The 13,435-nt window shown below is 70.0% G+C and carries 13 protein-coding genes and 1 pseudogene; 6 read left to right on the forward strand and 8 right to left on the reverse strand.

All coding sequences use genetic code 11. The features are described from left to right. Window positions 1-158 precede the first annotated feature (158 nt). On the reverse strand, window positions 159-551 hold the full coding sequence (locus EV385_RS02655) for a pilin (protein ID WP_130508000.1): 393 nt from the start codon (window positions 549-551) through the stop codon (window positions 159-161). Window positions 552-793: 242 nt separating this feature from the next. Then, the gene (locus tag EV385_RS02660; protein ID WP_130508001.1) at window positions 794-1,606 is read right to left on the reverse strand and encodes a hypothetical protein; all 813 of its coding nucleotides are present in this window, start codon (window positions 1,604-1,606) and stop codon (window positions 794-796) included. A 714-nt stretch (window positions 1,607-2,320) separates the two neighbouring features. Between EV385_RS02660 and EV385_RS02665 the strand changes: the two genes are divergently transcribed. Together EV385_RS02665 and EV385_RS02670 are read left to right on the forward strand one after the other, a co-directional pair. After that, on the forward strand, window positions 2,321-2,998 hold the full coding sequence (locus tag EV385_RS02665) for a hypothetical protein (RefSeq protein WP_130508002.1): 678 nt from the start codon (window positions 2,321-2,323) through the stop codon (window positions 2,996-2,998). Continuing rightward, a pseudogene (locus tag EV385_RS02670) lies at window positions 2,991-3,989 on the forward strand (TRM11 family SAM-dependent methyltransferase); the annotation flags it as partial. The gene EV385_RS02665 and the pseudogene EV385_RS02670, both read left to right, overlap by 8 nt. Here EV385_RS02670 and EV385_RS02675 read toward each other — a convergent pair. The 3 genes from EV385_RS02675 to EV385_RS02685 are packed head-to-tail and all read right to left on the reverse strand — an operon-like array spanning window position 3,980 to window position 6,967. After that, window positions 3,980-5,575, reverse strand: coding sequence for a site-specific integrase (locus tag EV385_RS02675; protein ID WP_242624662.1), 1,596 nt, complete (start codon window positions 5,573-5,575; stop codon window positions 3,980-3,982). The pseudogene EV385_RS02670 and the gene EV385_RS02675 overlap by 10 nt on opposite strands. A 33-nt stretch (window positions 5,576-5,608) precedes the next feature. Next, window positions 5,609-5,944, reverse strand: coding sequence for a helix-turn-helix domain-containing protein (locus EV385_RS02680; RefSeq protein WP_130508004.1), 336 nt, complete (start codon window positions 5,942-5,944; stop codon window positions 5,609-5,611). After that, window positions 5,945-6,967 (reverse strand): tyrosine-type recombinase/integrase, encoded by a 1,023-nt coding sequence (locus tag EV385_RS02685; protein ID WP_242624663.1) that lies wholly within the window; start codon window positions 6,965-6,967, stop codon window positions 5,945-5,947. A gap of 503 nt (window positions 6,968-7,470) precedes the next feature. Between EV385_RS02685 and EV385_RS02695 the strand changes: the two genes are divergently transcribed. Both EV385_RS02695 and EV385_RS02700 read left to right on the forward strand, forming a co-directional pair. Then, window positions 7,471-7,680: a helix-turn-helix transcriptional regulator gene (locus EV385_RS02695; RefSeq protein ID WP_130508006.1), complete on the forward strand. Its 210-nt coding sequence runs from the start codon at window positions 7,471-7,473 to the stop codon at window positions 7,678-7,680. Window positions 7,681-7,683: 3 nt separating this feature from the next. After that, window positions 7,684-8,877, forward strand: a complete 1,194-nt coding sequence (locus tag EV385_RS02700) for a tyrosine-type recombinase/integrase (protein ID WP_130508007.1) — start codon at window positions 7,684-7,686, stop codon at window positions 8,875-8,877. Window positions 8,878-9,618: 741 nt separating this feature from the next. Here the strand turns inward: EV385_RS02700 and EV385_RS02705 are convergent. Then, window positions 9,619-9,906: a hypothetical protein gene (locus tag EV385_RS02705; RefSeq protein ID WP_130508008.1), complete on the reverse strand. Its 288-nt coding sequence runs from the start codon at window positions 9,904-9,906 to the stop codon at window positions 9,619-9,621. After that, window positions 9,906-10,238, reverse strand: coding sequence for a hypothetical protein (locus EV385_RS02710; RefSeq protein ID WP_130508009.1), 333 nt, complete (start codon window positions 10,236-10,238; stop codon window positions 9,906-9,908). Before EV385_RS02710 ends, EV385_RS02705 begins: the two co-directional genes overlap by 1 nt. A 278-nt stretch (window positions 10,239-10,516) precedes the next feature. Between EV385_RS02710 and EV385_RS02715 the strand changes: the two genes are divergently transcribed. Then, window positions 10,517-11,764, forward strand: a complete 1,248-nt coding sequence (locus EV385_RS02715; RefSeq protein ID WP_130508010.1) for an AlbA family DNA-binding domain-containing protein — start codon at window positions 10,517-10,519, stop codon at window positions 11,762-11,764. A gap of 171 nt (window positions 11,765-11,935) precedes the next feature. Next, window positions 11,936-12,481, forward strand: a complete 546-nt coding sequence (locus EV385_RS02720; RefSeq protein WP_130508011.1) for an NUDIX hydrolase — start codon at window positions 11,936-11,938, stop codon at window positions 12,479-12,481. Between the two features lie 51 nt (window positions 12,482-12,532). On the opposite strand, the gene EV385_RS02725 is transcribed toward EV385_RS02720, so the two are convergent. Next, complete coding sequence (locus tag EV385_RS02725) at window positions 12,533-13,378, reverse strand: S66 peptidase family protein (protein WP_130508012.1); 846 nt, start codon at window positions 13,376-13,378, stop codon at window positions 12,533-12,535. Window positions 13,379-13,435: the final 57 nt, after the last annotated feature.

Here is a 13,435-nt window from a genome sequence, read left to right on the forward strand (position 1 = left end):
GGCGGCCAACCCGATGCCGAGAACCGCGAGGATGAGCAGTCGGACGCCACGGCGGGACGGCCGAGGACGGCGCTCGGGGACGGCGGGACGGCCGTCGGGGACGAGGGGACGGCGGTGCGGGACGCCGGGACGGCGGGACGAGTCACGGTGGTGGGTAATCACTTCACCCACCCGCCGACGATGGTGACGAATAGCGGCGCGAGCAGCGCCAGGCCGTAGCCGATGGCGGCGGACTTGAGCGCGAGCTTGGCCTTCTCGACCTCGCCCGGGTCGCCGTTCGCGGCGGCGTAGCGCAGCCCGCCGACGGTCAGGAACAGGGTGGCGACGGCGACGAGGATGCCGACCAGCCAGGTGCGGATGTTGTTGACCACGGCCTCGATGGAGTCGGCCGCGTACGCGGCGTCCGAGACGAGCGCGACCGCGACGGCGGCGCTGAGGGTGACCGCGACGGCCGGGGCCAGGCGGCGCACGGTACGGCGCAGGCGCCGACCGGGCCGGTCGGTGACCGGGCGGCGCGGAGTCGGCGTGGGGCGGCGCAAAGGGCGGTTCATGGGATGGGCACCTCCGGGGCGGCCCAGCCCACACCCCGGGGTGTGGGCTGGGCGAGCAGGCAAGCGGGTTGGTGGTGACCTGCGACCGGCCGTGGTGGCCGTCCTCCTTCGCAAAGGGGTTTCGGCGGGGCCGTTGCGGGGTGTCAGCGCCGTCAGCGGGGCCGGGTCGAAGGGCCACCGGGTGCGGGAAGGTCCCGCACTAAGAGATACAGATTTCGGCCCTCGTTTGGACAAGCCGCAGGTCAGACACGGCGCGATCGGTCGGCGGCGAGGGTCATGGTGGCCTCGGCAATCACGGCGGTGTCCTCGTCGGACAGCGCCCCAGACCGGATGGCCGCGACCAGGCGGTCCTCGGCCCGCGAGCGCTCCTTGGCGACCGCCCAGTAGCCGCGACCGGACCGGGCGGCGTAGTCGGCTACCGACACGCCTTCGAGGCGGGTCGCGCCGATCAGCTCCGCCTCGCCAGCCGTGAGGACTCCGGCTCCGACTGCGCGGGCCAGCACGAAGTCCGGGTTCCCGGCACCGGCGGCAGGAGCGCTGATCGGCGGGTTCGCGCGGCTCGGCTCGGCGGTGCGCAGCGCGGTACGGGCGGCGGTGAACGTGGCCGTGAGCAGCCGCTGCGCCACCTTGGCCTCGCCCGGCCGTACCGTCCGCAGCGCCGCGACGAAGGCGGTCAACAGCTCGGCCTGCACGTCCCCGTCGTGGTGTCGCAGCCGGTAGGCCGCCTGCCGTAGGCCCGGCAGCGCTACCCCGACCGCACCCACGACCCAGGCCGGGCCGTCGGTGCGGGCACGGCCGATGAGCAGCCGCCACACCTGGTCACTCGTGGCGTAGCCGCAGGAGGGGTGCATCAGGATCGCGGCCAGCTCCGACAACGCGATCCGCCGCGCGGGCAGGCCCTCGCCGAGCGCGGCACCGTCCACAGCGAGAGCCTCCGGACCGGTGGTGAACAGCCGAAACGAGTTCGCGGTGACGTCGAACGGCTGCTCACCGAGCACGAGATGCGGGGCGTCGGTACCGGCGGCGGGCAGCACGGAAGAAACGAACGCAGACATGGAAGATCCCCCGAGGGGTGGCTGGGATGCCGGCGCCTCGCTGAGGGCGTCCGGCGGGAACAGCACCCATCCCGCCACGCGGGTGTAACAGATCTTGAACACTGTGGATCCTGTTCAAGGGTCACGCCACGTGTTCAACCCTGGTGCTCCCTCCCCGGCGAGCAGGCCGGGCCTACATCCGCCCGTGCGCCTCGCCGGGAGGCTGGGCTGCGTGTTCAACCCCTGTCACACCGAGGCCACCAGGGCGGACCGCTGGCGTGCAGAGGTGCCGTGAACATCAATGCCCGCCCGACGGTGAACAACCTTGGGATGCCGCCGGTACCACCTCGCGGCGAGGCGCGTTCAACCGCGCGCGAGATCCTAAACGCGACCGAAAGGCCATTGATGATCTTGTTTGCGTCTAAGTCGATCTTGTCATAGGGGGTCGATGATCTTGTTCAACCTCGGTCGTGATCTTGTTACACCGCACCTGATCTTGTTATGGGTTACCGCGATCACCGAGCACGGCGGCCAACCCCCGCAGACGGCAGGCCAGTCTCTAGTCCAAGCGCTGACCTGCGTGTTCAACCCCGAGTCGATCTTGATATAGGGGTCCGACCGGGGGTGTTACTCGGGCACGGCGGGCCTGCGGGACCGAGGCCGATGTCCAAACAGGCCCCGAAATCTGTATCTCTATATGTCAGCGTTCGTCGGCGGCCATGGCCCACACACCCCATGCCGCAGACCCACACCCTCGACGCCCGCCCTCCGGCGCCCGTCGGACTCCTCCTCACCCCGACCCACTCCCGACGCCCCGCCGATCCGGCCGGGCGGACGGTGCCCGACTGGTACGGCATTCACCCCGATCACGTCGCCCGTTTGATCGCCCGCTACACCCGCGACGGCGACACCGTCCTCGACACCGACGGCCACCCGAGCGTCGCGGCGGCGGCCGAGTACCTGGGCCGCCGATCCGGCGTCGCCGTCACCAACGGTGAGGATCCGCACCGGCGGCCCGAGCCGCTCGACGGCGTCGAAGGGCGCGGCGCCGGGCTCGTCCTGGCGACCCTTCCGCGCCTGGGAGTCGACAGCCGCGACACCCACGCGAACAGTTGCGCGCTCGGCGCGTGGCGGGCGTGGCTACGCCCCGGCGGGTTCCTCATCGTCCTGCTCACTGCCGGACCCGGCACCGCACCCATCGGTCACCGCTCGACGGTCATCGCCGCCGCCCGCACCGCCGGGCTGCTCTACCACCAACACATCCCGGCCCTGCTCGTGCCGCTGCCCGAGGTCGAGCCCCGCACCGAGTCCCCCTTTGTGCCCCGCCCGCCGCTGCTCGCCGGGCGACACGTACCGGCGCACAGGGACCTCCTCGTCTTTGCGTCGATGAAACCGGAGGCCGCTCATGTCTGAGTACCCGTCGACCGCCCGTCCCGCTGCCGCCGTTCCCACGTCGACGGCTGCGTTGCTGGCGCAGGGATATCCCGGGTCGGTGTGGCTGGCCGGGCAGAAGCCCTCCCGGGAACTGCGCAAGGGCCGCTACACCGCCGAGTCGATCACGCACCCGGGCAAGATGCTGCCCACCATCGCCCGCTACGCCATCCACACCTACACCGACCCCGGCGACCTCGTGCTCGACCCGATGGCCGGCATCGGCACCACCATGGTCGAAGCCATGCACCTCGGCCGCGACGGCATCGGTGTCGAGTATGAAGCCCGCTGGGCCGCGTTGGCTGCGGTCAACATCGCCCTCGCCGCCCAGCAGGGCGCGCCCGGGAACGGGGAGGTCTACACCGGCGACTCACGCCAGCTCCCCTCCCTATTGCCGGCGCGGATGCGCGGCCGGGTCACCCTGGTGGTCACCTCGCCGCCGTACGGGCCGTCCACCCACGGCCACGCCCGCACCCCCGGCGCCCGGCGGGGCAAGGTCCGCAAGGTCCACCACCGGTACGGGGGCAGCGACAACCTCGCCTACCGCGACCACGACACCCTCGCCGCCGGGTTCACCGACATCCTCGCCGGATGCCGGGCCGTCCTGCGCCCCGGCGGGCACGTCGCCATCACCGCCCGCCCCTACCGGCGGCACGGGGAACTCGTGGACATCCCCGGCATGGTCGTCGCCGCCGGACAAGCCGCCGGGTTGGAACTGGTCGAGGAATGCGTGGCGCTGATGGCCGGCGTCCGCAACGGGGTGCTCGTACCGCGGGCGTCGTTCTTCCAGCAGAAGAACGTCCGCGACGCCATCACGGCCGGCGACCCGCAATGGATCCCGCAGCACGAGGACGTGATCATCCTGCGGCTCGGCCAAAATTTCGCGAGTTCGGCTGAACCCAAGTGTTCGCAACGCGAATCCGAGTGTCCTGAGGCGACATCATGCCATGCCGGCACCGGGGTTCACGGCGACTCGGGGAGGCGAGTCGCGTGAGGCTCGCCGATGAGTTCCCGTGCGTTGGTGGCCCAGCGGATGGCGGCGCCGTCGCTGCAGCCGAAGACCGCAGCCAAATGCAGCGGGTCCGCGCCGGTGGCGACGGCTTCTTCGAGTTGACGGTCGATGCGCAGTCGTTCGAGGGTGCCTGGCAGGCCGCGCAGGTTGAGGATCCACGTGTGGCTGACCGGGCCGTGGCCCAGCGCGCTGGCGTAGCTGATCAGCAGGTGCTGGTTGGCGGTGTGCGGCCAGCGTTCGCGGCGGTAGGTGAGCCAGTCGAGCAGCACCTGGGCGGTGAGGTCGTCCAAGGGGCGGCTGTTGCCGGCGATGGTGAGCCGGCGGCCGGTGAGGTCGACGTCGTCGAGGTGCAGGGCCCGGATTTGGCCGGGTCGGGCGGCGTGGACGGCGGCGAGCACGACACACAGCCGGGCTTGCACGGTGGTCGCGGCGGTGACGCTGGCGGTGATGTCGTCCGGTTCGAGCAGCGGCCAGATCAGGTCGGGCACGGTGACGCCGCGGACGCCGCGGGTCGGATTCCGGAAGATCAGCTTGTGGGTTTTCGCCCACCGGAACAGCCCGCGCAGCGCGGTCGTGGCCGTTTCCCGGCGTCGGCCCTGCAGCGCGCTGAGGTAGGCGTCGACGTCGTCGCGGGTGACTTCTCGCAGGTGGTCACGGTGCGGCCAGGACGCGGCGGCATCGGCGGCGACGTTCAGGTAGGTGCGGACCGTGCCCTCGTGCCGCGGGCGGCTGCGTGGGCCGCCGTCGCGCAGCAGCCGGCCCCAGTTGGTCAGGTCTCGCCGCCATGGGCCGGGCAGGCCGGCGAGTTTGCCGGTCATCCAGCCTTCGAGGCTGGGCGGCCGGTCGTCGTCGACGACGCCCATGGTTGTGAGGATCTCGACGACGTAGTCGAGGTTGATGTATTGCCCGGCGGCGGCAGCGGCGAAGTCGCTGACGCGGATGCGGTCGGGTTCGCGGTGCTCGGCGAGCAGCATGACCAGCACGCGTTGCATGGCGCGGCGCACGACGGGTGCCCAGCCGCGGGTCTCGGCGGTGCTGTGGGCCAGGTGCAGCGCCCAGGCCAGCCAGGGGTTATCCGGTGGCGGCCCGGCGCGCAGGTCGATCACACCGCGCCGGTAGTCACGGCGACCGGCGGGCAGCAGCGGCTCTTGCAGCCAGCGGCTGACCGGGCGTCCGGCCGCGGGCGGTGGCTGCTTGCGGGGCCGTCCCTTGACGCCGTAGCGGCGGGGCGCGCTGCGCGGGGGTGCCTGGCGGCGGTCGCTGATGCTCAGGAACAGCTGTTGCCAGCGGATTCCGGTCAGATAGGGGGCCAACACGACCGCGGAGCGCGCGTCGGACGCCAGCCGTCGCCGGTCGTCACGGGCCTGGCACCAGCACAATCGGCAGTAGCCCTTACGGACTCGCTGCCGACGCCCGCATGCCTGGCAGTCGCCGTAGGGGTTGCCGTCGCGCGGGTTGGCGAACTGGTAGCAGGCGAGGCAGACGCCTTGGGAGAAGGTCAGGCCCCAGGCCAGGCATGCCGCGCAGCTGGTGACGGTTCGTGGCACGAGCGTGCCGTCATGGTCGCGGGCGCCCACCGGTCAGCGCGGTGGCAGGGAGCGGCCGTCACGGCGGCGCGGCACCACGCGCCGGATGTCACTGGGCGTGGTGGCGTCCGCGGCGGGCTTCGCGGAAGTGTCCTGCCCGGGCCGGGAGACGGTGTCGGGTTCGGCGATGAGCAGATCACCGACCTGGCAGTCCAGCGCCACGCAGATGACGTCGAGGTCGGCCAGCTTGATCGTCACGGGTTGGCCGGACCACAACCCGGACATCTTCCCGGCGGAGATCACCAGGCCGTGCTCGGCGAGCAGCCGCTGCACGTCGGAAGCCTTCCAGATGCCTCGTTGGGCGGCGACCAGGCGCATGTTCCAGCGCATTCAGACCAGTCCTTCCAACCGGCGGGCGGCGCGCCGCTGCCCGTCGAGCCACGCCTGCTCGATGCGGGTGCGGTGCACATGGACGTACTTCATCGTCGTGGCCACCCAGGAATGGCCGAGCATTTCCTGGATCGCGATCAAGTCCACGCCGTTCAAGTACATCTGCGACGCGCAGTAGTGCCGCAACACGTGCGGGGTCAGCCTGTCCGTCCAGGCGGGCAGGTGCGTGGCGACCGCGTCGGCAAGCCCGGCGCGCAGCGAGTCGTAGCCGACCCGGCGCACGCCGTGGCGTTCCGAGGGGAACAGCGGCGCCTGCGGCGAGCGGTGGTCGCCGCCGAAGTGCGCCCACACGTCCTCGATGAACCAGGCCAGGGTGCGGCCCGCCTGGTTGATCAACGGCACCACCCGTTCGCGGGGGCCGGAGCCGCGGGAGCCCTTACCGAAGCGCACGTGCAGCTTGCCGAACGGGCCGACGTTCCACTTGATGTCATCCAGGTCCAGGTTGCGGGCCTCGTTGACACGCAGCCCGACATCGGCCATCAGCCGGGCCGCGGTGTAGTTGCGCGCCGTCGGCGCGAACTTGCGGCACGTCGCCAGCTCCGCCGCCCACCCGGCGAACAGGACGTCGATCTCCTCGGCGCTGGGCGGGATCCGCAGCTTGGCGTCCTTGCGCCCACGGGGGCGGTTCATCTCGTCGATCGGGCACATCACCACCCGCCCGGTCAACGCGTGCAGTTCCGCCTGGAACCTCAGCTCCAGAAACCCGAAGTAGATCCGCAGCGCCTGCGAACGGGCCAGTCTCGTGCCCGAGGGAGCACCTCGCAGCGCACGGCCGAAGTAGGCGTCGGCGTCGGCCGGCTCCATCTCCCACAGCGGTCGGCCGAACCAGTCCCGAATCTGTTCGAGCTGGCTGACATCGCCACGGACCGTGCCGTCGGTCAGCCCGGCCGAAGCCCGCGCCAGCACGAACCCGGCCAGCACATCCACCTCGAACCGCTCGAGTTCCTCCGCGGACGCCGGCACACGCCGGTCTCGGAGATCCCGGACGACCGCCAGTCCCAACCCGAGAACCTCACGTTCACATCAACCGAAGCCAACCCGGACCATCCGAAGCAGCTTCAAGATTCCCGAGGAAGGCTCAGAACACAACCATTGATCCACATTGCGAGATCAACGAGACCAGGCACCTGCACACACACGACAGCGACAACGAACTCAAGCGATGTCGTACTGCCGCAGACCACCCGGCACAGCTCCGCGCCGAGCACGACGGATCCCGCCGGGCCACACACCGATCGGCTTGATCCCTTCACCACGTCCCGCATGGATCGACGGGCGCACCCGGCGCCCGCCGCGAACGCCAACAGCGGCAGTGCCACCCATCCCCGGCCCAACCCCGACCGGGACGTCGAAAGGACCGCCGCCCCGTGCCCGCCCTACGCACACCCCACGCCGGGCAACGCCCAGCCCGACACAGCCACCGCTTCCGACCCGCAGGCCGGTTCGTCCGCCACGGCAGGCCGGCGATGAGCGCCTCACCCGCCGCCGAGTGGCGGCCCGACCCGCTCCTGACCATCGACGATGTGGCGGCCTGGCTCGGCAAGCCGAAGAACACCCTCTACGCCTGGCACAGCCGCGGCAAAGGACCGCGCGCCATCCGGGTCGGCAACACCCTGCGCTACCGGCGCAGCGAGGTCGACCGCTGGCTCGACGCCCATACCGACCCGGAGCGCTGAACCATGGCCCGACCTCCCCTGCCCGTCGGTACCTGGGGCACGATCCGCACCGAGAAACTCGGCCCCAACCGGTATTGCGCCCGCGCTCGGTTCCGCGACTACGACGGCAAGACCCGTGACGTCGAGGCCACGGGCGCCACCGGTCCGGCCGCCGTCCGTGCCCTGAAGGAGAAGCTGCGTGACCGCGTCGCCCCCAATGATGACGAGATCACCAGAGAGACCCACCTCAGCACGCTCGCCGACCTGTGGATCGACGAGATCACCGCAGAGGACCGCCTGGCACCGCAGACCATCGACCGGTACCAGAAGAGCCTGCGCACGATGATCGTTCCAACCCTCGGAAATCTGCGAGTCCGGGAGGCGACGGTCGGCCGCCTGGACCGGTTCCTTCGGGAAATCGCGAAGAATCATCCGGCATCGGCCAAGGGCGCGAAAGTCGTCCTCGGACAGATGCTTGCCCTGGCTGTGCGCCACGGCGCGCTCACCACCAACCCGGTCCGCGACACCAGTCGGCTCCGTAGACCACGCCGCAAGGTCACCGCCCTCACCGGTGATCACCTTCAGGCCGTCCGGACAGCCATCCGGGAATGGCAGCACCCCGTCCCCGGCAAGCCGGGACCTCGGCACACCGGCGACCTGGCCGACATCGTCGACCTCATGCTCGCCACCGGCGCCCGCATCGGCGAGATCCTCGCCCTGCGCTGGGCAGACCTGGACCTAGCCAACTCCCGACCCACCCTGACCATCTCCGGCACCATCGTCTACGTCAAAGGCAAAGGCTTCTTCCGCCAAGAATGGACCAAGTCCGACGCCGGCTACCGGACCGTCGTACTACCCCGATTCGCCATCAGCATGCTGCTGGGCCGCACAGTCGATGCCGCCGACAACCACAACGACGCGATCTTCCCGTCACGGCGCGGCACCTGGCTCTCCCCCAACAACGTACGCCGCCAATGGCGCCACGCCCGCGCCGACAGCGACCTGGAATGGGTCACCCCCCACACGTTCCGCAAGACCGTCGCCACACTCATCGACAAAGAGGCCGACACCAAGAGCGCCGCAGCCCAACTCGGACACGCCAGCGAGGAGATCACCACCACCTACTACATCGCCAAGCCCGCCCTCGCCCCAGACGTCTCCGACATCCTCCAACAGCTCGGCACCGATCAATCAACGGGCGAGCCTGTTCGCCCGTAGGCGCACCCACACTATTCTCCCAATACCCGAGCCTGCAGGCTGCCGCCTGCGCCGGACAGAGCCTCGACCGTTCCGGAGCGCAGCACATTTGCTGGGCCGGGGCCTGAGGCGGGTGGTGCCGCCCCTCAGCTCGCGCGGGCGCCCGCGCGAGCTGAGGGGCGGGGCGGCCCGGAACCATCAGGCTCGGCTTTGAAACCAGGATCACTGCCCGATCGCATGAGGGCTGGGCAGCAGCACACCACTGCGGAGACCAGCGCGTGGAGCGCCGCGAGCGGGATCGCGAGCAACGGCCCTGAAGCACATGGTGATTCGCCCGGCGGCTCACGAGGTTCGAGGTGTCACGCCCGACGGTCTACTGGGTGCTGGAGCGGGCCGCCGCCGGGGCCGGGGCGCCTGCGTGATTCTCGCCAGCGCCCAGGACGAGGCGGTGGTGAGGAAGTCCCGCAACGGTCACTACGGCACCTGCTCGACGGATAAACGCCGTCATAAGATCAGTTATGCGGTCACAGGATGTGGATCATGATCCGGGGCAGTCCCGGGGCTGTCCCCGGTCGCGAAGGGCCGTGACGGTCTACTGAAGAACCGTGCCGTCTTCCGGCGGGCGGCGCAGCCCTCGGAACGGGCGGACCACCTGAGAGCCGTCGGCCCGGCGGATCCACACGTTGCGCGGGCCGCCGCCCGGTCCCCATCCGCAGACGACCGTGACCGGGCGCCCGCGTTCCAGGTACACCCGCCCGGCGATCACGGCGTCGACACGTCCGGGCCGGCCTGGTCGATCAGGCGGTCGAGCATCGTGATGATCCGGTCGAGCTTGCCGTGCGCCGCGGCCAGGGACTCCTCGTGCCGGTCGAGTTTCTCGTTGTGCTGCGACTGGTTGATGGCCATCGCCTGGATGCTGTGGTGCTGCGCCCGCAGGGTCTGCGCCAGCCCGGAGAGGTCACGATCTGCGCTCGCACGCAGCCCGGCCTCCAGGCCCACCTGTTCCTCCAGCGCGGCGATGCGCCGTTCCAGGTCTTCCAGGCTCGCCATCAGGTCGTCTCCCTACTGCCAGGTGTGGTCACGGGTGCCGGGCGGGCCGCGGGCGCCTCGGCGACGCGGGCCAAAGACTCGTACACCTTGGCCCGGGTCACGCCCAGTTCGCGGGCCAGTGCGGTGGCGCCCCACCCGCCGTCCAGGGCCTCGGCAACCGCGTGGCCGCGCACGTCGGCCAGGATCGTCTTGCCCGCCTCGATCAGTTCTGGGGCGCGGCGGGCCCGCTCGACCGGGTCCAGCCCGGCCAGCTCGTCCAGCGCGGCCCGCAGGTCGTCGAGGGTGCCTGGGCGTTCCCATCCGGTACTCACGGTGCCGGGCTGAATGTCCACGATCGACCTCCCCGGTGCGTGGGTGCGGGAACCACCACACCGTATCCCCTAGGGGATACGGTGTCAATGGTAGGGGATACACCCGCTCGGGTGACCGCCCGCGCTCTACATCTTGCGGCGCCCCATGTCAGGACCTCCCTGCTGGGCCGCAGGCGAACAGCACGTTCTCCTCGCTGCTCGGCGGCCTCGCCGGGTCTCCGGATGCGTCGCTCGAACGAGTGACGCATCGTGATCGGCGCATAGGCTGGTGAGTCCAATGACGCGATGAGAGCAGGGGCATGAGCAGCGACTGGACGGGCGCGGTCTATCTGGGCGTCGATCACGGCATGTGGCGGCCCCGGACCTGGCAGGACGTGCTGGATGCCGCCGCCGGAGGGCTGCTCGACGAGTCGCGGTGGGTGGACCTCAAACGCGAACTCAAGGCTGGCCGGCCCGGCAACCACGACCTCGCGATCGACGTCTCGGCGATGGCATTGGAGGGCGGCCTGCTCATCTACGGCATCGTCGATCGCGACAGCCACGCCGGCGAGGTCGTCGGCGTGGAGCTGCGCGGCCTCGCGGACCGGGTCGATCAGGTCGTACGGACGAAGCCCCACCCGCCGGTGCGGGTCCGCTGCGTCGAGATTCCGGACCCGGCCCGCACCGGGTGGGGCTGCCTGCTGGTGATCGTCGCGCCCAGCCCACAGGCGCCACACATGGTCGACAACGTCTACTACGGGCGCGGCGACAAGGCGAACCACAAGCTCAGCGACCAGGACGTCCGGCAGGCGATCAGCGTCCGGGCGCAGCATCAGCACGACTTGTCGCGGCAGCTACGAGTGCTGCGCGATGAGGACCCGACGCCGCAGCCTCACGAGCAGGCGCACCTGTACGTGATCGCGCAGCCGTTGGCGGCGCGCGACGACGCGATGGTGGAGCTGATCACGGGACCGCAGCTGCAGCCAACCTTCCAAGTGTTGGCCAGGGACATCACGGCGGAGCTGCAGTTCGAGTGGGCGCCCCACCTGACCCATGTGACCAGGCCGCAGCGCCGAGCGGACGGGGTCGCCTTTACCTCCTACCGCGAGCGGGATCGCATCATCGAGACCGACCTTCTCGAGCTGGTGTTGCGCGAGGACGGTGGGGTGGCGCTGACCTGCGGCCGCGGCACCGACTGCGGGCGGAGTGACCCAGAACGCTTCGTTTTCCCCGCTCTAGTTCTAGGTCTCACGCATTGCCTGCTCAGCCTGGCCGGGCGCCTGGCCGAGCAGGTCAGCGGCTATCAGGGCCAGTGGGCGGTCGGTGTGCTGCTGGACAACCTCAAGGACGTGAGCCCGTGGGACGGCCGTTCCACCTGGGGAGACATGGGCGTGCCCTACAGCCGCGCAGAGTACGAGCTGCTCGCCACGACCACCACGGAGGAACTGGTCGACGACACCGCCCTGGTCGTGGAGCGCCTCCTCGGTCGTCTCATGCGCGGCCTGGAGGTGGACGGACGATACCTGCCCTACTCGGCTGATTCGCTGCGCAGGACTCCTGGCCTCTGACCCGTATGTGAATGTCGTTCCACTCAGTGTAGGTTCTCGCCGAAGATGTCGGAGCTCCGGGCCAGTGAGCTGCCCAGTGTCACGGCTTCTCACCGGAATGTCGGTCCGGATTTCTCACCGACCTGGCGGTTTCCTCGTCGAGCGCGGCCGGGTGGTGCGTAGGGTCTGCGCATGCCGGATGACGTCAAGATCAGGCCGAGTGCTCGTGTCGTGCTCCTGGATGAGGACGACCGAGTGTTGATGCTCAAGATTCATGACCCTGCTGCGGCTCGGGGGCCCAATCCGATCACGGCTGATTTCTGGCTGCTGGTGGGCGGTGGGGTGGAGCCAGGTGAGACCTATGAGCAGGCGGCCCGCCGTGAGGTCTTCGAGGAGACCGGAATCCGAGACGTCTCGATCGGCCGATGCGTGTGGACGCAGGAGAAGCTTGTGGCCGGCACTGCCGGCGAGCCGTGGTTGGTGACCGCCCGGTTCTTCGTCGCACGGGTCTCGGCGCGCTCGGTGGTCGACTTCGGCAGCCACGAGCCGCTGGAGGCGTCAACGATTGAGGGATATCACTGGTTCTCGCATCAGGAGATCCTCGAGCGTGAGGGTCGGGAGACGTTCCTGCCTCCCGGGCTGGGCAGGCTGCTGGGTGACGTCCTCAACGACGTCCACGAGGGCCCTGTCTCGCTCACGGATGCTGCGGAGGTCGCGAGGGCTCCGTCAGACGAGTAGGGATCCGGGGGCGTTCGGAGTTGGCGGCAAGGCGTTGGCCTGCGGTGTGCCTCATGAGCTGCCCAGCGGTGGGTCAGGGCTGCTGTCCATTCCCAGCTTCCTGTAAGCGTGGGTGGTCCTCATGCCCCGGCTGGCTGGCTGGCTGGTGAGCGTTCCCGCGTTGGCGTCGAGGACGGCTGGGACACCCTGGGCGACGACGGCCTGTTCGTCGCCGTGGCCGATCGGAAGGCCGCCGAGCACCGGAACGCCGAGTTCGCCGAGTTGCTCGGCGAGGACCTGCTGCACGGTCGGCGACGGTCCGTCGCCGTGGTCGCATTCGGTGAACTGGCCGACCGCGACGCCCGCGACGCCGTCAAGCCAGCCGGACTGCTTCAACTGCACGATCGAGCGGTCGATGCGGTATGGCTCCTCGCCCGCGGCCTCGATCAGCAGGATCGCGCCGGTGAGGTCGAGCCGGTGGTGGGTGCCCGCCGTGGTGGCCAGCATGGTCAGGTTGCCGCCGAGCAGCGTTCCTTCCGCACGGCCGGGCACGCGGACGTCGAAGGTGTCCTCGTTCTCGTCGGCGGTCACGACGATGGGGTCTGTGGTCATCAGCGCCCGGCGGGCGCCGTCATGCAGATTCGACAGTCGGGGGCCGTGCACCGTTGGCAGCCCGGTTTCGCACCACAGGGCGACGTGTAGCGCGGTGATGTCGGAGAAGCCCATGAAGAGCTTGGGATCGGCCCGTACGGCGTCGAAGTCGAGCGCGTCGACGATGCGCTGCGCGCCGTAGCCGCCGCGGAGGCAGACGACGGCGCGTACGTCTGGATCGTGGAAGGCAGAGTTGAGGTCGGCCAGGTGGCTATCTCCGCGGATGTGGACACCGTTTGAACGCCGCTTTGGACACCGCTTGATCATCGGCGGATTTCATGTCTGCGAGTTTCGGCACCACTGCGTCCGGCCGCTGTGGCGCCC

Source organism: Krasilnikovia cinnamomea (assembly GCF_004217545.1).
Taxonomy (GTDB): Bacteria; Actinomycetota; Actinomycetes; order Mycobacteriales; family Micromonosporaceae; genus Actinoplanes; species Actinoplanes cinnamomeus.

Bases quoted from the DNA above. Each gene is read 5' to 3' on its own strand.
- EV385_RS02655 (WP_130508000.1), bottom strand. From the start codon at position 551: ATGAACCGCCCTTTGCGCCGCCCCACGCCGACTCCGCGCCGCCCGGTC.
- EV385_RS02720 (WP_130508011.1), top strand. From the start codon at position 11,936: ATGCCGGATGACGTCAAGATCAGGCCGAGTGCTCGTGTCGTGCTCCTG.
- EV385_RS02705 (WP_130508008.1), bottom strand. From the start codon at position 9,906: ATGGCGAGCCTGGAAGACCTGGAACGGCGCATCGCCGCGCTGGAGGAA.
- EV385_RS02715 (WP_130508010.1), top strand. From the start codon at position 10,517: ATGAGCAGCGACTGGACGGGCGCGGTCTATCTGGGCGTCGATCACGGC.
- EV385_RS02665 (WP_130508002.1), top strand. From the start codon at position 2,321: ATGCCGCAGACCCACACCCTCGACGCCCGCCCTCCGGCGCCCGTCGGA.
- EV385_RS02695 (WP_130508006.1), top strand. From the start codon at position 7,471: ATGAGCGCCTCACCCGCCGCCGAGTGGCGGCCCGACCCGCTCCTGACC.
- EV385_RS02725 (WP_130508012.1), bottom strand. From the start codon at position 13,378: ATGATCAAGCGGTGTCCAAAGCGGCGTTCAAACGGTGTCCACATCCGC.
- EV385_RS02680 (WP_130508004.1), bottom strand. From the start codon at position 5,944: ATGCGCTGGAACATGCGCCTGGTCGCCGCCCAACGAGGCATCTGGAAG.
- EV385_RS02700 (WP_130508007.1), top strand. From the start codon at position 7,684: ATGGCCCGACCTCCCCTGCCCGTCGGTACCTGGGGCACGATCCGCACC.
- EV385_RS02660 (WP_130508001.1), bottom strand. From the start codon at position 1,606: ATGTCTGCGTTCGTTTCTTCCGTGCTGCCCGCCGCCGGTACCGACGCC.